The sequence below is a fragment of the Roseivirga sp. UBA838 genome (assembly GCF_002296035.1).
Taxonomy (GTDB): Bacteria; Bacteroidota; Bacteroidia; order Cytophagales; family Cyclobacteriaceae; genus Roseivirga; species Roseivirga thermotolerans.
The window spans coordinates 12,472-34,373 of sequence record NZ_DBHC01000007.1 but is presented as its reverse complement, the minus strand read 5'-3'; the positions used below and the strand labels follow the sequence as shown (position 1 = coordinate 34,373).

At 43.6% G+C, this 21,902-nt stretch carries 17 protein-coding genes; 12 read left to right on the top strand and 5 right to left on the bottom strand.

Annotation, left to right across the window (positions count from 1 at the left end; genetic code table 11):
• Positions 1 to 122: 122 nt before the first annotated feature.
• The gene (locus tag B3O12_RS01210) at positions 123 to 1,493 is read left to right on the top strand and encodes a 3-keto-disaccharide hydrolase (RefSeq protein ID WP_286755006.1); all 1,371 of its coding nucleotides are present in this window, start codon (positions 123 to 125) and stop codon (positions 1,491 to 1,493) included.
• A 3-nt stretch (positions 1,494 to 1,496) separates the two neighbouring features.
• Complete coding sequence (locus tag B3O12_RS01205) at positions 1,497 to 2,831, top strand: Gfo/Idh/MocA family protein (RefSeq protein WP_286755005.1); 1,335 nt, start codon at positions 1,497 to 1,499, stop codon at positions 2,829 to 2,831.
• A gap of 796 nt (positions 2,832 to 3,627) precedes the next feature.
• Here the strand turns inward: B3O12_RS01205 and B3O12_RS01200 are convergent.
• Positions 3,628 to 4,809, bottom strand: coding sequence for a Gfo/Idh/MocA family protein (locus B3O12_RS01200; protein WP_286755004.1), 1,182 nt, complete (start codon positions 4,807 to 4,809; stop codon positions 3,628 to 3,630).
• A gap of 780 nt (positions 4,810 to 5,589) precedes the next feature.
• On the opposite strand from B3O12_RS01200, the gene B3O12_RS01195 reads away from it, so the two are divergent.
• The 4 genes from B3O12_RS01195 to B3O12_RS01180 all read left to right on the top strand — a co-directional run bounded on the left by B3O12_RS01195 (position 5,590) and on the right by B3O12_RS01180 (position 9,150).
• Positions 5,590 to 6,696 carry a hypothetical protein gene (locus B3O12_RS01195; RefSeq protein ID WP_286744264.1) on the top strand — a complete coding sequence of 369 codons (1,107 nt, stop codon included), beginning with the start codon at positions 5,590 to 5,592 and terminating at the stop codon, positions 6,694 to 6,696.
• Between the two features lie 71 nt (positions 6,697 to 6,767).
• Positions 6,768 to 7,679, top strand: coding sequence for a TIGR01777 family oxidoreductase (locus tag B3O12_RS01190; RefSeq protein WP_286755003.1), 912 nt, complete (start codon positions 6,768 to 6,770; stop codon positions 7,677 to 7,679).
• Positions 7,680 to 7,792: 113 nt separating this feature from the next.
• Positions 7,793 to 8,497: a TIGR00730 family Rossman fold protein gene (locus tag B3O12_RS01185; protein WP_189628738.1), complete on the top strand. Its 705-nt coding sequence runs from the start codon at positions 7,793 to 7,795 to the stop codon at positions 8,495 to 8,497.
• Entirely contained in the window at positions 8,497 to 9,150 is a 654-nt protein-coding gene (locus tag B3O12_RS01180) for an HAD family hydrolase (RefSeq protein ID WP_286755002.1), read from the top strand. The genes B3O12_RS01185 and B3O12_RS01180 overlap by 1 nt, the downstream gene beginning before the upstream one ends.
• A 1-nt stretch (position 9,151) precedes the next feature.
• Here B3O12_RS01180 and B3O12_RS01175 read toward each other — a convergent pair whose 3' ends face one another.
• The 4 genes from B3O12_RS01175 to B3O12_RS01160 form a co-directional block, all read right to left on the bottom strand.
• On the bottom strand, positions 9,152 to 10,381 hold the full coding sequence (locus tag B3O12_RS01175) for an STN domain-containing protein (RefSeq protein WP_286755001.1): 1,230 nt from the start codon (positions 10,379 to 10,381) through the stop codon (positions 9,152 to 9,154).
• 87 nt (positions 10,382 to 10,468) lie between these two features.
• Positions 10,469 to 11,110: a hypothetical protein gene (locus B3O12_RS01170; protein ID WP_189628741.1), complete on the bottom strand. Its 642-nt coding sequence runs from the start codon at positions 11,108 to 11,110 to the stop codon at positions 10,469 to 10,471.
• Between the two features lie 20 nt (positions 11,111 to 11,130).
• Positions 11,131 to 12,096 (bottom strand): FecR family protein, encoded by a 966-nt coding sequence (locus tag B3O12_RS01165; protein WP_286755000.1) that lies wholly within the window; start codon positions 12,094 to 12,096, stop codon positions 11,131 to 11,133.
• Positions 12,097 to 12,163: 67 nt separating this feature from the next.
• On the bottom strand, positions 12,164 to 12,742 hold the full coding sequence (locus B3O12_RS01160) for an RNA polymerase sigma-70 factor (protein ID WP_286754999.1): 579 nt from the start codon (positions 12,740 to 12,742) through the stop codon (positions 12,164 to 12,166).
• An 84-nt stretch (positions 12,743 to 12,826) separates the two neighbouring features.
• Here B3O12_RS01160 and B3O12_RS01155 point away from each other — a divergent pair, with 84 nt between their 5' ends.
• From B3O12_RS01155 to uvrA, 6 genes are all read left to right on the top strand, one after another.
• Positions 12,827 to 13,444 (top strand): hypothetical protein, encoded by a 618-nt coding sequence (locus B3O12_RS01155; RefSeq protein ID WP_189628744.1) that lies wholly within the window; start codon positions 12,827 to 12,829, stop codon positions 13,442 to 13,444.
• A gap of 1 nt (position 13,445) precedes the next feature.
• Entirely contained in the window at positions 13,446 to 13,739 is a 294-nt protein-coding gene (locus tag B3O12_RS01150; protein WP_262891749.1) for a winged helix-turn-helix domain-containing protein, read from the top strand.
• A gap of 45 nt (positions 13,740 to 13,784) precedes the next feature.
• Positions 13,785 to 14,780 (top strand): endonuclease/exonuclease/phosphatase family protein, encoded by a 996-nt coding sequence (locus tag B3O12_RS01145; RefSeq protein ID WP_286754998.1) that lies wholly within the window; start codon positions 13,785 to 13,787, stop codon positions 14,778 to 14,780.
• Positions 14,781 to 14,791: 11 nt separating this feature from the next.
• The gene (gene xrtK, locus B3O12_RS01140; RefSeq protein WP_286754997.1) at positions 14,792 to 15,331 is read left to right on the top strand and encodes an exosortase K; all 540 of its coding nucleotides are present in this window, start codon (positions 14,792 to 14,794) and stop codon (positions 15,329 to 15,331) included.
• Positions 15,315 to 18,131, top strand: coding sequence for an MSEP-CTERM sorting domain-containing protein (locus tag B3O12_RS01135; RefSeq protein ID WP_286754996.1), 2,817 nt, complete (start codon positions 15,315 to 15,317; stop codon positions 18,129 to 18,131). Before xrtK ends, B3O12_RS01135 begins: the two co-directional genes overlap by 17 nt.
• A 704-nt stretch (positions 18,132 to 18,835) precedes the next feature.
• Entirely contained in the window at positions 18,836 to 21,721 is a 2,886-nt protein-coding gene (gene uvrA, locus B3O12_RS01130; RefSeq protein WP_286754995.1) for an excinuclease ABC subunit UvrA, read from the top strand.
• The last annotated feature ends 181 nt before the right edge of the window (positions 21,722 to 21,902 follow it).

Here is a 21,902-nt window from a genome sequence, read left to right as displayed (position 1 = left end):
TCTCACACCACCACTCTGCTCTATTTGATTATCATCTCTTGCCTCGATTTTCTATATTGAAGGTGCAGTCAGCCAACGCGCTAATTTTTAAGCTGGCTGCATTTACCTTTTCAATAAAAACCATGAAAAACAAACGGCAAACCGCCCTTGTGGCTTTGCTGCTTCTGCTGGCACATTTGGCCTGTGCCCAAGAATGGCAAAACCTAATTGGCGACAACCTCAACAACTGGAAAAAGCTCGGAGGCAACGGCACTTATGAGCTACAAAACGGTATTATTACCGGTACCACTCAAAAAAATACTCCCAACACATTTCTGGTTACCCGACAAGAATACAGCGATTTTATTCTGGAATTCGACATTTGGGTAGACCCCGCCATCAACACCGGGGTTCAAATACGAAGCCACAGTATAGAAAGCTACGAAAATGGTCGTGTCCATGGCTATCAGGTAGAAATAGACCCCAGCCCCAGAGCCTTTTCAGGTGGTATTTACGATGAAGCCCGCAGGCTATGGATGTACCCTATTTCCAGAAACCCCAAAGCACACAATGCTTTTAAAAATGGCGTGTGGAACCGGGTGAGAATAGAAGCCATCGGCCCTTCAATCAAAACCTGGATCAACGGCATTCAGTGTGCTGACCTGGTTGACGATATGACAGGCAGTGGTTTCATCGGCTTGCAGGTACATAGCGTGGCCGAGCAAGATGCCGGCAAACATGTGAAATGGAAAAACATGCGCATTCTTACCAAAAATCCGCAAAACTATACCCGAGAAACCGACCCCTCAGTGCCTCAGCTCAGCTACTTGATCAACCAACTAAGCGACAGAGAAAAAAGAGAAGGTTGGCGTCTTCTATGGGATGGCAAGACCTCAGCAGGCTGGAGAGGAGCCAAACTTGATCATTTCCCCACCAGTGGCTGGAATATGGAAAACGGTGAGCTCTCAGTAGCCGAAACAGGTGGAGCAGAATCAGCCGCAGGTGGAGACATTATTACTGTAGACCAATTTGCCAATTTTGAGCTGGAACTTCAGTTTATGCTCACAGAAGGAGCCAATAGTGGAGTCAAATACTTTGTAGACCCTCAGCTTAATCAGGGAACCGGTTCGGCCATTGGCTGCGAATTTCAGTTGCTTGATGACCAACGACACCCTGATGCCAAAATGGGAGTAAATGGCAACCGTACCCTGGGAGCCCTTTACGATCTCATAGCTCCTGAAAACCTTTCCATTCCCGGTCGCGGAAAACAGTTCAAAGGCCTCAATGTATGGAACAACCTGCGCATAGTCTCTAAAAACGGAAAAGTGGAACACTGGCTCAACAACGAAAAGGTAGTAGAGTACGATCGGTTCTCACAAATGTTCCGAGCCCTTGTAGCTTATAGTAAGTACAAAGACTGGAAAGGTTTTGGGCAATGGCCAAAAGGCCACATTTTATTGCAAGACCACGGCAATGCCGTAAAGTTCAGGAGTATTAAAATCAGAGAACTTTAAGTCATGGAAAAGAGCCTTAAAACAGAAACCCGAAGGGAGTTTATCAGGAAATCGGCATTGGCAGGTTTAGCGTTCAGTATGCCTGCTTACAGCTATTCGAGAATATTAGGCGCCAACGAAAAGGTGCTCACGGCCACCGCAGGTATAAACAGCAGAGGTAATGCCCACATTGCCGCTGCAGCCAAATACCCTTCAAAAATGGAGATTATAGCACTTTGCGATGTAGACAACAGAACATTTGCCAAAGCATTCCAAAGTCATGAATCGCTGGAATCTAAAAGTGTTACCCTATACTCAGACATTCGAAAACTGCTCGAAAACAAAGACATAGATGCCGTAACCATTGCCACACCAGATCACTGGCACGCTCCAATGGCCATTATGGCAATGAATGCCGGAAAGCATGTATATCTGGAAAAGCCATTCAGTCATAATCCGCAGGAAGGTGAATGGCTGGTTCAGGTGCAGGCAAAAACAGGCAAAGTGCTCCAAATAGGAAATCAGCAGCGTTCGGCTCCTGCCTCCATAGCCCTTAAAAAAGAAATAGACAAAGGTACCATTGGCCGTCCGTACTATGCCAAAGCCTGGTACTCCAACAATCGTGGGTCCATAGGCACTGGTAAGAAGATAAACGTACCCGAATGGCTCAATTGGGAACTATGGCAGGGACCAGCACCAAGGAAAGACTACAAAGACAACTATGTACACTACCACTGGCATTGGTTTTGGCATTGGGGTACTGGCGAAATCAACAACAACGGCTTGCATGAACTGGACATTGCCCGGTGGATGCTCGGAGTGGACTTCCCGGACAAAGTGATCTCTCAAGGCGGGCGATTTGCCTTTCAGGACGACTGGGAGTTTTACGATACCCAATTGGCAAGCTTTTATTACGGAAAAGACAAAATGATTACCTGGGAAGGCAGGAGCTGCAGAACCTTTCCATTAATTCATAACAGAGGGCGAGGCACCGCTATTTACGGAACCGAAGGCTCTGCCATTGTAGACCGTGACGGTTTTGAGATATACAACAAGGATGGAAAACTCATTGCATCAGCAAGGGAAGAAGAAAAATCGGCCTCTACCGACCTGGTAGGTATTGGCGGTTTAGACGGCTACCACATGAAGAATTTTCTGGACGCCATAACCAAAAGTCAAACTATCAACTCCCCGGCCAATGAAGCCCATAAAAGTACTCTAATGTGTCATTTGGGCAATATGGCTCAAAGGTTTGATGGAACACTGGAAATTGATAGCTCCAATGGCAAGCCGAAAAATAAACGAGCCATGAGTTTATGGGGAAGGGAATACGAAAAAGGCTGGAAGCCTGTGGTGTAATTCTCAAGATCTCGACACAAGCTAACCCTGCTCAATAGCCTTTAGCCGGAATCGGTGTCCTCACCGATTCACCTGTTAATGTCTTGGTGTGGACACCAAGACTGGCCAGTTACATGAAACCATAGTACCTACCCCATCAAAGTCTCTCATAGAGGACTTTGATAGACACTGCTTCATTCCTATCCCGGCTATGGTGGAAGTATCTGCCAGCTTAGAGCGTTTGCATAGGTACTTCGGCTTCGCTCAGTATGTAAAGGGAGCGGTTTTGGCCTTGCTCAGCATAGAAAGATGACTTTACGCACTAAACCCTAGCCGGAATCGGTGTCCAAACCAATTCACCTGTCAATGTCTTGGTGTGGACACCAAGGCTGGCATTAGGTTAGACAGATGCTTCTAGTGCCCCATCAAAGTCTCTCATGGAGGACTTTGATAGACACTGCTTCATTCCTATCCAGGCTATGGTGGAAGTATCCGTCAGCTCAGAACGTTTGGACAGATACTTCGGCTTCGCTCAGTATGGAAAGGGAATGGATTCGGTTTCACTCAAAATAAAAAGCTGGCCTTGCTCATTAGGCTTTAGCCAGTACCGGTGAAGACGGCAAAAGGCTGGAAGCCCGTAGTTTAAACACCGATAATTTCTCTTTACATCCCGAGCGAAGCCGAGGGATCTGTTAGGCGAGAATGCTTGACTGATCCCTCCTAAAAGTCGGGATGAAATTCTAGGCGCTAACTGGGCAATCCTGCTTTTCTGGAAGAAGTACCCAAAGGACGTTTATTTCAATGTACTAAAAGCAAATCACTCCAAAGTATACTCATCCTTCCAGCTCACAATCTTATTATTGTGGATGGCATCGAGGGCCATTTGCACCACCATAGCCGCATGCCCACCAGTAACCACATTAGAAAGAGGCTCTTCTCCGGTAACTATGGCCTCCTGAAAATCGAGCAAAGCCTGTAAAGTTGGGTCTTTATGGTCCAGATTAAATTGATAGCCCGGTCTGTTGTCATACGCTTTAATGGTTGCCCCTGAAACTCCGTCCACATTACCATACTGTTTCGGTTCATTAGGTTCAGCAAAAAACCACGCCTTGTCATAATCTATCTGAACAGTTCCCTTCTTACCCAATACTTTGATCTGATAATCTCCCAAAGAATTGATGGTGGTGCAGGTGTATTTGGCCTTTACTCCACTTGGGTAATCCACAATCAGGTGTACATTATCGAAGGTTTCTCTACCATCTTTCCAGTAATCAATTCCTCCCGAACCCATGACACGGCTTGGCGTTTCTTTCAGCAACCAATTGGCAAAATCTATCTGATGAGAGCAAAGTTCTGCCACCAAGCCTCCAGACCATTCTTTATACATGCGCCAATTAATAATGCGCTCAAACTTCGGATCGGGAACAGGTCTGCGCCAGTCGCCATTTCTATTCCACTGGCACTCAATGGCCGTTATTTCTCCAACCAACCCATTTTGAATTTTTTCCACCAGATGTGTATACAGGCGCGAGCTGTGGTATTGATGGCCAGTTTGGAAGATTTTATTAGAAGCCCTGACTTTAGCAGCTACCTTTTTTATGTCGCTGTAGCCGCGAATCATGGTTTTTTCACAGTAAATATGCTTGCCTGCATCTAGCGCGTCCAAGACCACTTGCGTGTGCACGCCAAAAGGAACGGCAACCAGCACGGCATCTACATCTTTCCTATCCAACAATGCTTTATAATCCGCGTAGCCTTTAGCCTTAGGAGCCATCTTCAATGCATTTTCCAATCGGAAAGGCAACAGATCAGAGCAGGCCACAACTTCCATATCAGGCACTTGCCTGAGCAAAGACATAAGCCCGGTGCCGCGGTCTCCGGTACCAATTACTCCCACATTTATTTTGTTGCGCATAGTATATGCTCCTACCGAGGAACCGGCCAGTGCAAGCCCCAAAGAGGCCGCTCCACCGGTTGCAATAAATTTTCGTCTGTCCATGAGTTAATAGGCAATAAGCTGTTTATCGAATACATAGTAGATGAAAAGAACATGCTGGCACCCGCAATTTCATGCGATACGCGAGACACTACTGAAATGGCATGCTCTTCTCAACCCAAGCAAAGCTTAATATAAGAGAAATGTAAGGCCGGGGAAAGCAAATCCTTTTTAATTGACTTGTCATTATTTGTGCAAAAATTGAGCTCTTTGCAAACTTTTAAGTCTATGGGTAAAAAGTTTTAATTACCGGAGGCACGGGCCTGATTGGTTCTGGCCTTATTCCAATGCTAAAATCCGCAGGCACGAAGTAGTGGTACTCAGCAGGTCCAAAGACGCTTCCAAACCATATCCACAAGGCCTATTTTAAGTGGTTGATTTTCAATAGGTAGGGAACTAAATATATTGCCTCATTAAGGTATTAATCCGTTTTTTGTGCTTTTCATAATAACTACTAATTTATCTTGAATCAAAATTGAGAACGATGCTGCATTTAATTGTTGTGCCGGTTCTTTAATCCAATGGTGAGTCGGGCGTTATTATTGTTGGGATAGATGGTCCAAACTCTAGCTGTGCTCTAGAATAATGAATACCTATTGATGAGATGGCTGGTTTGTTACGAAAATCATAAAGAGCAAAGCTTCTCTCATTGATTACCTAGCATAATTGATCAAAAGGCGACTTATAACTTTGATTTCTTAATTATGAAAACGATTCTTAGAGCTAGGCTATGATATCTATGTTTAAGTCGTAAGGATTTAATTATGAACAGATTGCTCCTTTATGAAAAATCATCAAGTTATCTCAATCGGTTTGTTGTTACTAAGTCTTTGGTCTTGTAAAGAGACCAAAGACTCATTTATAGATTCAAAGTTAAGCTTAGTTAGGAATGAGATTGAATTAACCCATGATTCGTTATTGTTGAAAAGAGTTGATAAGAGTTCTATAGTTGGAAGAGACAGCTTACTCGTTTTTGATAATGAAAGACGTACGTTTGTGCTTTTTGATCTGACTAATAAAAAACCTCTTTGGCATTTTGAAGCACAAATAACAGGGCCTGATTTTTTAAATACTCCTGTTTTTGATATGTTCCTTAGAAAAGATGGTTTGTATGTACTAGATAGGTCTTACATCTCAGTTTTTGACATTAATTCAGCTAAGGTTAAACAAAGAATTTCATCTGACGAGATAACGAACTGGAATGAGAACTTTTTAATTTTTTCATTTGAAGAAGGGCCTGATCAAAGTATTTACTTGCCCATAACAGACCACGCAGGCGTTTTTCCGGGCCTATTGGCTAAAAAAAACAATTCAATTATTTACACTTATTCTAAAAATGGAAAATTGGACTCTCTACCCGTAAGTGCTCCTGAAGAATCCTTACTCTATGATGCGGAAAGAGGCTACTACAATAATTTTGCAGCTCACCATTTAAATCAAATTGGGGAGCTCACGATTTTCAATTATGAATTCAGCTCCACCATCTATGTCTATAACAACAAAACACAGCAAATCTCCGCTAAAAATATTGAGCCAAAATTATCTCCCTCAAAAAGAGACCCACTTAGCAAAGAGTATATTCGAAATAATATAGGTGGAAATCCTTATGAAGGTCCAAGGTTCTTTCCAGTCCACTACTTACCAGAAATTGATATATATCTCCGATACCATTCATTTTACGAAAAAACCACAGATGGTTCTGCATTAAAAAAGCGGTATATGATGTTTTTTGATGCAGAATTCAATGTTATTGATGAAATAGACATTAGTGATGAAGATGTATGGGAACCTATTGTTGATGGAAACAAACTATACTTTAGAAAAGTCAACCAAGAGTTTGAAGACAGGTTTCAGTATGTAGTTTATACAATTGAAAAAGTCCTGGGCTAATTGATAAATCAATAAGCTCATTTTTTCCTTGCATTCGCAAACATTCACCAGCTTTCCCTACTTTTATTCTTATGGGTAAAAAAGTGTTGATCACAGGAGGAACGGGCCTGGTTGGCTCCCACCTTATTCCCTTGCTTCAGCAAAATGGTCATGAGGTTGCAGTGCTCAGCCGTAGCAAAGATACCGGCAAACCATATCCTGTTTTTGAATGGGACTATAACAACAATTACCTGGAAGAGGGTGCATTAGAGGGCGTTGAAGCTATTATTCATTTGGCCGGGGCCGGAGTGGCCGACAAACGATGGACCAACGAGCGAAAGGAAGAGATATACAACAGCCGAACCAAAACCTCTTTTTTACTTTACCACATGCTCAAGGAGCGGCCACATCAGGTAAAAACCTTTATTTCGGCATCGGCCATAGGGTTTTATGGAATGGATACCGGCAACAGCATTCTTAAAGAAACGGCTCCGGTTGGCCACGATTTTTTAGCCCATGTGACAGACGCCTGGGAAACCTCAACAGCCAAAATCACCGACCTGAACATTCGGTTGCTTCAGTTGCGCATAGGTGTGGTTTTGAGCGAAAAAGGAGGAGCGTTGGTAGAACTCCTCAAGCCCCCTGTGGCGGCTCCATTGGGCAAGGGCAGCCAATACATGAGCTGGATTCATATGGAAGATCTTTGCAGAATGTTTGTCTTTGCCCTGGAAAATGAGGCACTCATAGGCACATACAATGCCGTGGCGCCCCGACCTGCCAGCAACAAAGAATTGACCCGGGCCGCAGCCAGAGTTTTTGGAAAAACCTTTGTACCCATTCCCGTACCCGGCCTTATTTTAAAGCTAATGTTGGGAGAAATGGCCGGTATGGTGTTGGGAGGTAACCGGGTGAGCTGTGAAAAAATCATGAAAGAAGGTTTCGATTTTAGTTTTCCAAAACTAGAGCAAGCCCTGCAAAACCTGAGGAGTAAGGAGAAAGGTTAAAGCATTAAAAAGAGCCAATGCCAACTAATTTCACCGTAAATTAAAAAAACCTTGAGGGGTTGCCTTCGTTTATTGGGAGGCTTTCATCTATTTTTAACTAAAACAAGAACACAATGACAAACGAAGATAAAATTAAGCAGGCCTTTAAAGACCGCGACTGGAACGAGATAAAAACCCACGATTCCTGGGTAATTTTTAAAGTAATGGCCGAAATGGTCGAAGGTTTCGAAAAACTGGCCAAAATTGGTCCCTGTGTATCCATTTTCGGATCGGCTAGAACCAAATCAGACAACCCGTACTACAAAATGGCCGAGGAAATAGCCGCCAAGCTGGTGCGCCATGGCTACGGGGTAATCACCGGTGGCGGACCCGGTATAATGGAAGCCGGAAACAAAGGAGCTAAAAGTGAGAAGGGTAAGTCAGTAGGGCTCAACATAGAACTGCCTCACGAACAAGGCAACAATATGTATATAGATCCGGACAAGCTGATTTCGTTCGATTACTTCTTTGTAAGAAAAGTCATGTTTGTAAAGTACTCCCAGGGTTTTATTGTAATGCCAGGAGGCTTTGGTACGCTCGATGAACTTTTCGAAGCAGTTACGCTGATACAAACCAATAAAATTGGGCGCTTTCCCATTGTTTTGGTGGGAGAAGAGTTTTGGGGAGGCTTGTTCGACTGGATTAAAGGCACCATGCTAAAAGCGGGAAACATTAGCCCTGAAGATCTGAATCTGATTAACATTGTGGAAACCCCAACAGATGCTGTGCGGGTAATCGATGAGTTCTATTCTAAGTACTTGCTGTCTCCAAATTTCTAATGACCAAACACATTCTTTTCGATTGTGACGGTGTACTCATTGACACGGAAATTGTAGCCGCAGAAGTAGTCACCCGATGGCTCAATCAGCAAGGTGTAGTCATAGATACCGAAACGTTTATCCATCAGTTTACCGGAAAAACGTTTAGCGATATTCTAGCACTTTTGGTGGACTCCGGTAAGCTAGCACCTCAGTTGGAAATTAAGAAAGCCGTGGCCGCCATGGACACCGAAATAAGGGCTAACATGAGACCTATTTCAGGTGTCGAAGAAATGCTGGCCAGCGTTCCGCTTCAGGCAAGTATGGTTTCCAATAGTGCTACAGACTACGTGCTGGAAGCCATTGAAATGTTAGGTGCCGAAGCAGTATTCGGGCAACGCGTGTTTTCGGCCGAGTTGGTAGCCAAAGGAAAACCAGACCCTGCCGTTTATTTATTGGCCCTACAAAAGTTGGGGCTAAAGCCCAGCGAAGTGGTAGTGGTTGAAGATAGTGTGGCCGGAGTGAGTGCCTCGGTGGCGGCAGGCCTGCGCACCATTGGTTTTTTGGGCGGCAGCCATGTGCGCCATGGCCATGGAGCAAAGCTAAAAGCCCTTGGGGCCGAACAGTTGGTATCAAACCATGAAGAACTGCAAAAGTTGCTACAACAAGTTTAAACTAAAACCAGCCAAACTTTAGTGCAATGCCATAGTTCATACCTTCCAGTGTAGTAGCGGAAGCAATAGGTTGCTGGTTGGTCGAATAGAAAAGCCCGGCACCAGACACATCTCTGTAACTAGCTCCAATATTTATGCGCATAAAGGAAGTCACATTTATTTCGAGCTCCAGGCCGGGTTCGAACACAAAAAAGGCTTCGGCACTTTCTACATTGGCCACCGGGTTGGTAGTGCGAGAAGAATACTCATAACCCCCGGCACCAATCGTTAGAGGTATGTTGATGTGTATGGGCTTGTGGGGAAAAAGAGCATACTCGAACACCAAACCACCATAGCCCCCGGTAAACATATAGTTTCCGCCCAACTGTGCATCGGGCTGCCGCACGGTTTGAAAACCATGGCCTGCCACGCCCATTCCAAAGTGGGGACTAAAAAAGTAAGAAACCCGGCCGCCTGTAAGTATACCTGCACGATCATCTATTTCTGTATAACCCACATAAGAAGCCAGTGACATTCGGAACTTTCGTTCCTTAGGAAGAGCCTCCTCTTGTTTCTCTTTGGCTTTTGAGTTGCGCTTATTTTGTAATGCCATTTGATCCCAAACGGAGTTCTCCTCTGTATTGAAAACCTTTTGCTTCGGCACAAAAGGACTAAAATCCAGAACCTGAGGCCCGGCTACCACAACCACAGCACTCTTGTAAGGTTTTGGATATTGGTAAGTGAAGTATTTAGTTGTTTGCACAAATAGCCTGCCCTGCTCGGGCAATACCGGTTGGCCGGTGCCAAGGCCATATATCACCGAGTCGGGTTCTACGGGGTTTTTAGGTCTGTTTACGGAACTGTCTTGCCGGGCTTTAGGAAAATACTGCCCCTGACCAATTGCCGCAACATTGCCGGTGTCTTTTATCACAGGCTCTCGGTTCGGCAACTTCTTACGCAAGAGAACCTGACCCTGCATAGTACGAGCCTCCATTTCTTGTCCCGTAAAAAGCGTTTGGAGTACTTCAAGAAGTGAGGTATTCTGTTTATTAATGGAAACCCTCCTTTTTACATCAAAGACTTCCGGGGAATACACGAACGAAAGGTCTTCTGTTTCCAGTGACTTCAGAATGTCTTCAATAGAAGTATTGGTAAAGCGAGCGCTAACCTTTCGCTGAAGTAGTGAGCCTGACTGAGCGGCTATATCGTTCAACGATAATATGAGAAACAAAAAGAGGGCCGCGGATCGCATAAACAATGTATTGTGCAAAGCTAAGAGAAATGAGCCTGTAATTCACTGACAGTGAACTTACAGGCTCGCTTTTAAGGATTGCTAATGTTAAAATTTTCCAAACTTAAGGCTAAATGCAGTACTAAAGCCTGTAAGGGCATCACGGTCTAAAATGGCAGCACCACTATCTCTGTAGCTTAACTCAATGTCAGACGTCACACGATACTTGAGTCCTACACCCAAACGAATAAAAGGCAGCAGGTTAAATTCCACATCTACACCGGGTTCAACCACAAAAAAGGCTTGCGAATCTTCAGAATCGTAAAAATCGAAGTCTCGTCTGGACTCTACATAAGTAAGTCCACCGGCACCCACTACCAATGGAAAACTAAGGTGAATAGGGCTATGAGGCATAGCGATGAACTCTAGTAAAAGGCCACCATAACCTCCGGTAGTCAGATAGCGATTATCTAGTGTGGCGTCAAATCTTCGTTCCGAAATAAAGCCTGTTCCGGCAAGACCAATACCAAACTGGTGGTTGATGAGCCAGGCCCCCTGCCCACCTACGGTTATGGCATCGGCATTTTCTATTTGAGTATAACCCACTGTGACGCCTCCGTAACCACCATTGGAGCGAATGCCTCCGTTGTTAAAAAGGGTTCGGATTTTCTGATCTTCTTGAGCTTGGACACTCAACGCTACGAAGAATGTCGCGGCCATAAATATGGCCTTGGTTAATTTGTTGTTCATGATATTTCGAGTTGTAAATGTTATTGGCAGCTTCCCCCACTGACCATGTAGGTTCCCTGCTTGTCTTCAAAGCTTAGGTTAAACAATATTTCCAATGTCCTGAGTATATTCTCCAGTCCTTCCTGATCGTAACGTGCGGTAAGTGTGCAGTTTCCGAAAGCTTCATTACTGAGCTCAAAACGGGTATTATACGCATTGGCTATGTCTTGGAATACCTTGCTCATGGGCGTGTTTTCGAAAACAAGCCTCCCTGTTTTCCAGGCTTGAAAGTTAGGATTGGTGTTGGTGGTTTTCTCCAACAAGCCCCCGGCTCCTAAGGACACACGTTGGCCGGGTTCAAGAACTACTTTTTCAAGTGGACTGGTAAAGCTCACCTTGCCTTCTACCAACACCAGCTCAAGGCTGGAAAACTCTGCGGCTGTTCGAAGGTTAAAGGAAGTGCCCAGCACTCTTGTTTCTGTTTGGTCGGCCTCTACCACAAAAGGAGTCTCCTGGTTGTGTTCTACTTCAAAAAAGGCCTCTCCTTTAAGCTTTACCCGTCTTTCGTCTCCGAACTGAGTAGGATAAACAAGCTGTGAGCCGGCTTTTAACGCTACAAGAGAACCATCGGGGAGAGTAAGGGTGGTTTGCTCGCTGGCCTCAAACTCCTGCCACTCCAAGGGCCTATATAGAAAGTTTTTTATGAGAAAAGCAGCGGTCAAAAAGAATACAAGAGTGGCCGCAATCTTCCAGAAGAGCTGCTTTCTATAGGTAGTTCTTTTGCCCAGTTTTGATTGTACCGCCTGCCAGTTTTCTTCAAGATCTATGCTATCTAGCAAAGAATATGACTGGGCATTGGCCCATAAGCTCTGCAGATGATCAATATAATCGCGGTTTTCCGGGGCCAAAGACATCCATTCCCTAACCTCACGGTTCTCCTTCTCGGAGGCCGTTCCTGAAAGGTATTTGAGTAGCAATTCCTGCGATATGTCTTTTGGTTCTTTCATGCTTTTCATAGGTATGACGCGCGGCATTTACTCCACACGTACGGACGATTCAAATTTTTTTTATTACTCAAAACCACCAGCATACAAGTACTATAATGGCCTTAAGATAGGGGTACACCTCTTCGCGTAGGCGTTTGAGCGCTTTGCTTATTTGTGTCTCTACGGTGCGTTTAGAAATATTAAGTTCATCGGCTATTTCCTGATTCTTCTTACCCTCAAAGCGATTCATCTTAAAAATAAGCTGGCACTGTTCGGGTAGTTGGCGTATGGCTTCAAAAACCTTTTCTTCCAGTTCGGTCTGGAGCATAAGCTCTTGGCTATCTAGGGTTTCCGGGTTGGTAGTAAGAAGTATTTCGCCATGATGTCGCTCCCTGACCTTGTGTGAGCGCCAGTAGTCGATGCAGCGATTGCGAACCGACTGGAAAAGGAAGGACTTGAGAGAGGTATGGAACTGAATTTTACTCTTTTGTTCATACAACCTCACGAAGACATCCTGTACCAGATCTTCGGCCGCCTCTTTATCCACTGAATATTTGGTGGCAAAAAGCACCAGGCCTTTAAAGTATAAATCAAAAACCTCACGAAAGGCAGACTCATCGCCTTGGGCCAGGCGTTGCTGAAGGGCGGCATCTTGAGTGGTTGACATGATACAAAGAAGCGGAAAATTGATGAATGCCTATTGGAAAATTCAAAGCCTTTCTATTACTTTGAATTTCAAAGTACTTTTGATATGTCTAATAAGTATATAGAGGATATTGCCGAAATACGCCAGATGATGGAAAAATCATCACGCTTTATTTCGTTGAGCGGACTTTCAGGCATTTTGGCTGGCATTTATGCCTTGATTGGTGCCTATATAGCCTACGAGCTGGCCTATACCAGTAACGACTTAATATACAAGCAACTGGTAGTAAGAGACGTTCGGGGCAATCTTACCTGGCTTATGGTAGATGCTTTGGTAGTTCTCATACTGGCTGTTGCCACCGGTGTTTACCTTACCAATAAGAAGGCTAAAAAAGATGGGGTAAAGAGCTGGGACAAAACCACACAACGCCTACTGATTAATTTGTTCATTCCCCTGGCCACCGGAGGTATACTGGTGATTATTTTCTACTACCAAGGCCTTATTGGCCTTATTGCACCCACAACACTCATCTTCTATGGTCTGGGACTTATTAATGCAAGTCATTATACTTACCGCGATGTGCGATTTCTTGGCATTTCTGAAGTAGTTTTGGGGCTAATAGCAGCATCTGTAGTTGGCTATGGATTGCTCATTTGGGCTATTGGTTTTGGTGTGCTACATATTTTGTATGGAGCCATTATGTACTTTAAATACGAAAAATAGGGTGGATATCCACAACCTGAATAAGGCTTTTGAAAGTAGGGTGCGACTGGGCATAATGTCGGCACTAATGACCAACGATGCGCTGGACTTTAACCGATTGAAAGAACTCTTGGAAGTGACTGACGGGAATCTGGCCAGCCATTTAAAGGCCTTGGAAAAAGAACTGTATATAGAAGTGAATAAAAGTTTTGTGGGCAGAAAACCCAACACGCAATACATGGCAACCCGGGCAGGCAAAGAAGCCTTTAAGGCACACATCGATGCCCTGGAGCAATTGATAAGAAACAGTATGTAAAAAATTTATCCAATCACTTTGTATCTCAAAGTACTTTTAAATAATATGAAACAACGAAATCTCAAATATATCATCAAGATCGGGTTAGTCCTTTTAAGAATTTATTGCTGGTTCAGGCAAAAAAAGAATAAAGAAAGGCTCCTGGCAGCCTTTCTTCTAACGCCTGCCCTATTCATGCTTATTCCAAGCTATACTTTTGGGCTTACTCTGCTGCAGTCATTTCTATTTCAAGCCATGTTGGTCTATGGTTTATTGAGTGTCATCTGGATTATTAAGCACCATTATCGACTGGCAGGCATAAATTTCATCATCTACTTTCTGCTCTTGGTGAAAATCAGTGGTCCCATCAACAAAACATACAGAATTGATCAGGGTGAAGAAACTTTAAAAGTGCTACAGTTCAATGTGCTTTCGGTGAATGACAAATACACAGAGACTATTGACCGGGTTATTGAACTGGCACCTGACTTTGTCTCTTTTCAGGAAGTAAGCCATCAATGGGCAGAAGTTCTAGTGACTGGCCTTGCTCAAGATTACCCCTATTACAAGGTGGTTGAACATGAAGATCAGGGACAGGGCATTGCAGTTTTCAGCAAGTATCCTTTGCAGGATGTTGAAGAAATTCATGTGACAGCCACTGCCAACATTACCGGCAAAATTCTGGTGGGCGATGAAGCCATCAACTTTCTGGCTTTACATACCAAATCTCCTACCACCAAACTGAAATGGCATAACAGAAACAATCACCTCAAATGGGCAGAAGACTATGTGAAGGAGCAACCAGGGGAGTTTCTGGTATTGGGAGACTTTAACACGGTGCCATGGGATAACCGAATGTTGAGTTTTCAGTCTTCTACAGAACTAACAGATAGCCGTAAAAAGCTTACGCCAACATACCCAACCTGGAATCCATTTGTAGCACAAATACCCATAGACTACATCCTCCACTCCAAGGGAATAGGCTGCGATTCACTTGATGCGGTTAGAATCACTTCTGACCACAAAGCGATTATGGGGAGTTATCATATTTCAAGGCTATAAAGACCACGCACATGGGAGTCAAACAACAATCTTCAAGTAGTCTTCTGGTCTTGATTGTAATCATTTCTGCTTGCTTCTTAATGAAGCTTTGGTTCTCATTTAGTACTACTGAAAACCTGCTTTTTATACTGAAACCCGTTAACTGGCTGGTTCATGCTAGCATTGATGGTTCATTCAACATTAGGGATGACGGCAGCTATTATTATCCCAAACTCAATGTCCTAATCGATAAGTCCTGCTCTGGATTTAATTTCCTAATCATCTGCTGGGGAGCTCTTTCGTCAGTACTAGTCAAAACGAGTAGAGGCTGGGCAACCAACTTGTTAGGCTTATCAAAAGCCATGCTTATAGCCTATGTTCTAACAATAGCGGTCAATGCATCGAGAATAATTATAAGCATCACTTTGCTACAATTTTCAGCAAATGCCGAATGGGTGTCCTCACCTTGGTTCCATGAAGCACTTGGAAGCATGATTTACATAATCTCATTACTTCTTACCTACCTTCTGTTTCTAAAAAAGCCATTCCACCAACATGCGAAACTTACTTAACCCAAAATGGCTGTTAATCATTAACACAGCTCCACTAAGCCTTATCTTTATTATTTACTTAAGCGGTTTTATGCTTATTGAATCCTTGCTCGATGAACGGAGTATAGCGGAATGGTATACCGCTGGGACCCTTTTTCTAGTGCTAATCTTATCGACTTTCATTTATGTCATTTACTCAATGGCCCGGAAGAGAAGCATTCAAATTGCTTATGCCTTAATCAGTCTTCTTTTCAATATTTCGTTTCTCTACTACTACTGGAGTGTCACATCTGTCCTCATTCCTAATTCCATTCCCAACTGGATGCTTCCATCCGACACCATATTTTATATCAGCATTGCCTTAATGCCGACTCTGGTCCACTCCATATATATTATTGTGCTTCACCTTACCTCTAGCGAAAAGAATACAGAGCCTTGGTATAATTTTCTAGGCGCTATTTCAGTACCTCTCTCCTGGTACTTGTTCTTCCAACTTGTATTACCGCTATGGCAGCCACTAGGGTCAGATTTCACTGAGCATGCAGGCATCATTTTTTTGGTAATAACAACAGTCATCTTTCTCTTCTTTGTCATGAGGTTTGTCTACCTATTAGGGATCAGAAGAGAGAAAACATGGACTGATTTTACATTAACATGGAGAATCATTTTTGCCGGGGTCCTTCCCATAGTTGGGCTAACTCTCAATCAAAGTCATGATGACATTTTTGGGAACTTCACGAACCCTTGGTTTTATATCATTTCGGTCGTTAATGCTGTATTGGTTTGTATACCACCCGATACTAATCCAAAAAAGCAATTGATCTTGTTTGGCTTAAAAAGCGTAACTATTGTCTACATCTTCTATTTCTTTCTGGTTTTCCTACCTTATCTGCCCCTGTCAGTTTTACTCATTATCATAGCGGGAGCTGGGTTTCTCATGCTGACCCCTTTGATTCTGATGATCATACAGGCCAAGGATTTGTTCTCAGACTTTGAATTCTTAAGCCAATACTACAGTAAACTTAAACTCTATGGTATTCTAATTTCCGGACTCTTATTTCTCCCAGCCTGTGTAACAGTAAATTACCTGAACGATAAGGCCGTTCTCAATCGAGCCCTCGAATATGTTTTTGAGGACCATGACTTCAATCAATCTGAGCCAAATATTAGATTGGCTTCCCTAAAACGTACCTTAAATACGCTCAAAAGTCATAAGTCTAACGATTTTGATTTTGCGACTGCCAAGCCCATACTAACCCCTTACTTTAACTGGGTAGTGCTAGACCATATGACACTTTCCGAATACAAAATTCATATTCTGGAAGAGGTTTTCTTCGGATCAACCACATCTACAGAATCCAGAAATGCTGTTTTATCAGCAACAAACCGATCTAATGAAAATATTGAAATACTAAGTGCAGAGGCCGCCTCTCATTATGACGACCAAGAGAAGTATTGGAAAACCACAGTTGAATTCAAGATAAAAAACAATCAGCCTCAAGGCTTTGCTGAGTTCGTTACCAACTTTGATTTACCTGATGGAGTCTGGATTAGCGATTACTATCTATGGATTGATAGAGTTAAGGAAAAAGGTATTCTTTCAGAGAAGAAGGCCGCTACTTGGTTGTATCAACAAATTGTTAGTGGGCCAAGAGACCCAGGAATAATTCACTATACCTCGGGAAACAATATTAGTTTCAGAATCTTTCCTTTCAAAAGTGGCGAAACACGTGTAAGTGGTATTGAATTCGTTCACAAGGAGCCTCAGTCAATTAAGATCGAAAACCATACAATCCAGCTGGGATACCCACAAGAAAGTCTAGACGATGAATCAGTTTCATTTTCGAATGTCCACTATGTTGGAAGGTACCAAAAGCAGCAGCTCCCAGCTTCTAAGCGTCAGCCATACTTGCACTTCCTTCTTGACTACTCTATTGGCAATGAAAACAAGCTTGAGACATATTTAAATCAAGCGAACAAAATTGAGCGCCATGCTGGGTTTAGCTTGAATGATTCTAAAGTCTCGGTAGTAAACACAGAAATTTTGACCACGAGCCTGGCACAAATAGGAGAAATGAAGCTTGACTCTCACGGAGGTTTCTTTCTTGAAAAGGCATTCAAGAAACTGCTCATTAATGAATTTATTGAGCCCAAAAACTCCTTTCCAGTTTTTATTGTACTAACAGATGATATCAACTCCGCGGTTTTCACAAGGAATTTGGCAGACTATACCTTTGCCATACCAGAAAACACACAATTTTATGTGCTTAACTCCAAGGGGGAACTTACCGCTCATTCCTTAATCGGAAACACATTAAAGGGAATATCTATATCCAAGATTTCCAATTCATTTGATTCAACTGTTCTCTGGACAAGCCCGGAAGGAAAGGACTATTATTTAGCGGCCGATGATCAGCCAAGTATTATACCCTTAGTTCAGCTGGAAAGTGTTCAAAACCAAAAACCTATGAATGAATGGGAAGCAGCACTGACGGCCCATGCTGAGTGGAAGAAATTCAGGTTCGGTACTCAATCAGCACAAAAGTCCTGGCTCAATTTGGTTAGATCTAGTTTCGAGTCACAGACCATGAACCCAACAACCGCTTTCATAGCTCTTGAAAATGAATCTCAAAAAGAGCTTCTCAAAAGAAAACAAGATCTGGTCTTATCCGGGAAACAATCTCTAGACTTGGGTGAAGATGTACATAGAATGTCCGAACCAAATATTTATTGGTTGATTATTGCTGTTCTACTTTTGGTCTTGATTAATCGGTTTAGGCCTACTTTCTCCAAGTCAAAGGCATTAAGTGAGACTCACTAGATGCAGTGAAAATTACTTCAGACCATAAAGCGATTATGCGGAGCTTTTTAGCGGCTGGTAGATAACGATTAGGCTCAATGAAAAGGAGTAATAAATTTATGCTTAAGATGATATATATGGCAGGTATTGTTGTCATGTTAATGATACTTATACTGGCTTTGGTTAGAGAGTACTTCGAAGTTTTTTGGACATTTTGAAATTGAGCTTATGTTGAGAATAGTTTCTCCTCCTCCGCCCTACGGGCACCTCCTCCAGAGGAGGACATTCTTGCAACCTCCTGACTACTGTGTAAATCGGCTTTAGTATGTCACCCCATTTTCCTATCCTGAGCTTGCCGAAGGATCGGCCCAGCCCAAGGGTGACACCTCTATATCCATTTTGCAAACAGGAGTGCTCTAAAACTTTGAGGGCAAATAATCATCAGCGTCCTCTGCGAGAGACACTGATGGCGATACGAGCGGCTATTGCAGTCATTGTTTTAATATTCATCTGGCAATGCTTTTCTCCTTGAGTCTATCCTAAAAAATCAATTTTGATCAAGATTAAATAAGTGGTGTTCTAGCATCAATTTGTCATTGCATTCCTGTTTTCTAATTTCTGTTCAACTGATAACTACTTCTACGAAACTTTAATCATTCCACCTCAGTTGTAATTGCGTTGGTAAATCCTGACCTTTGTGGATTCTGCTCTGGCAGCCTGCTCTGATGGAAAAATTCAAAGAAAATGCGACAATAGAACCTGCTCCTGTAGACATCTCAGGTCATGAAAATATTGAGGTTTTTGGTGCCAGGGAGCACAACCTGAAAAACATTGATGTTACTATTCCGCGCAATAAGCTTGTAGTCATTACTGGTATTTCCGGATCGGGCAAATCATCCCTGGCTTTCGATACCATCTATGCAGAGGGGCAACGCAGGTATATGGAAAGCTTTTCGGCCTATGCTCGTTCATTCATTGGCGATATGGAAAGGCCCGATGTTGACAAAATCAATGGTTTGAGCCCTGTAATTTCCATTGAGCAAAAAACTACCTCCAGAAACCCCCGCTCAACAGTTGGCACACTGACCGAGATTTATGATTTTCTAAGGCTTTTGTATGCCCGTGCCGGAATAGCCTATTCTTACCTGACCGGTAAACCCATGATTCGCCAGTCGGAAGACCAGATTATCGATCACCTGATCAAGAATTTCGAGGGTAAGAAGTTGATCATTCTGGCCCCTGTGGTAAAAGGACGAAAAGGCCACTATCGCGAACTTTTCGTTCAAATCCGCAAAATGGGCTTCACCAAAGTGAGGGTAGATGGTGTGGTGATGGAAATGGTGCCCAAAATGCAAGTAGACCGTTACAAAACACACGACATTGAAATTGTCATCGACCGTATAATTGCAGACCCAAAAGACCGCTTCCGCATTGCCCAAAGTGTGAAAACCGCCATGAGCCATGGCAATGGAGTGATGATGATTCGCGATGAAGAAAACCAGATTCATCATTTTTCTAAATACCTCATGGATCCGGAAACGGGGTTGTCGTACGATGAACCTGCACCGAACAACTTTTCCTTCAACTCTCCATATGGTGCGTGCCCTACCTGTAATGGCTTAGGACAAATAGAAGAGATAAGTAAAGAGAGTGTGGTGCCAGATCCCAACTTAAGCATCAGCCGGGGCGGGCTGGCTCCGCTGGGCGACTATCGCGACATTTGGATATTCAAAAAGCTCGAAGCCATACTCAAGCGCCACAAGGCCAACCTGAGCACTCCCATAAAAGACTTACCCGAAGGGGTGCTGGAAACCATTTTATATGGAGACGATGTACCTGTTGCTGTTAGCTCCAAAAAATATCCGGGAACCAACTGGAACACCAAGTTTGAGGGAATAATTAAGTTTCTGGAAAAGCAAATGGAAGAAGGCACTGAAAAAACACGTCAGTGGATTGCCGACTTTATGACCGTGAAAACCTGCCCTGAATGCAACGGTGCAAGGCTAAAAAAAGAATCGCTTCACTTTAAAATTGCCGATAAGAACATTGCCGAATTAGCCGAAATGGACATTGAGTCCTTAGGCCACTGGCTGGTAGGCCTTGAAGAACGGCTCACCGAAAAGCAAAACCAAATTGCTCCGGAGGTATTAAAAGAAATAAGAAAGCGAACAGGCTTTCTGCTCGATGTTGGCCTGGACTATCTTACACTCAACCGTCCGCTTCGAACCCTTTCTGGTGGAGAAGCACAACGTATTCGTTTGGCCACACAAATAGGCACTCAGCTAGTGGGAGTACTCTACATTATGGACGAACCAAGTATTGGGCTGCACCAGCGAGACAATGTGAAACTTATTAATGCCCTAAAAAACCTACGCGACATTGGCAACACCATTATAGTAGTAGAACACGATAAGGACATGATGTTGGCCTCTGACTTTATCATCGATATAGGTCCAGGAGCCGGACGTCATGGAGGGCAAATAGTGGCAGCCAATGACCCCAAAACCTTTTTAAAAGAAGGAGGAACCACCGCCAAATACCTTAAGGGCGAAAAAGCAATTGAAATACCCTCACAGAGAAGAAAAGGCCTGGGTAAAATGCTCACCCTGAAAGGAGCCAGCGGAAACAATCTCAAAAAAGTAGACCTGAAAATTCCTCTGGGTAAAATGGTGTGCATTACAGGGGTTTCCGGTAGCGGTAAATCTACCCTGATTCACGATACCCTCTTCCCTATCCTGAACCATCATTTCTATAAATCGCGTAAATCGCCCCTTCCTTACGAAGGTATTTCCGGGTTGAAAGATGTCGATAAGGTGATAGAAGTAGACCAGTCGCCTATAGGTCGAACCCCAAGGTCGAACCCAGCCACCTATACCGGAGTATTCTCAGATATACGCACCCTGTTTACAGAACTTCCTGAAGCCAAAATCAGAGGCTACAAAGCAGGTCGGTTCTCTTTCAATGTGAAGGGTGGGCGCTGCGAAACCTGTGAAGGTGCCGGAATGAAGCTGATCGAAATGGATTTCCTACCGAACGTGCATGTACCTTGTGAAACTTGTAAAGGAAAGCGTTATAACCGCGAAACACTTGAAGTTCGATTCAAAGGAAAATCTATCTCGGATGTGCTGGATATGACCGTAGAACAAGCCGTTGAATTCTTCGAAAACCAACCCAAGATTTTGAGAAAAATTCAAACATTGAATGATGTAGGCTTAGGCTATATCTCATTAGGTCAACACGCCACAACTCTTTCAGGTGGTGAAGCCCAGCGGGTAAAGTTAGCCACAGAACTTTCTAAAAAAGACACAGGCAAAACACTCTACATTCTGGATGAGCCCACAACCGGCCTCCACTTTCAAGACATTCAACATCTGCTCGATGTACTCAACAGGCTTGTAGACAAAGGCAATACCGTTTTGGTAATTGAGCACAATTTAGATGTAATTAAAGTAGCTGATCACATTATAGACCTTGGCCCTGAGGGTGGCGACAAGGGAGGTCAAATCATAGCTCAAGGCACTCCTGAAGAGGTCGCCAAAAGCAAGAAAAGCTATACCGCTAAGTTTTTGAAAGAAGAACTAACCGCCCAAACTAAAGCTGGCAAGGCTTAACCTCATTAAAACAAGAAGGAAATACTGGAGCAATCCTGAAACGCACTCTTCCAAGCTAAACGAAACCAGAGCGGCTCCCTTGCCTTGCTGAGCTTGCCGAAGCATCTCTCTAATCTCATGCCAGTCTTGGTGTCCTCACCAAGGCATTAAAAGGTGAATCGGTGAGGACACCGATTCCGGC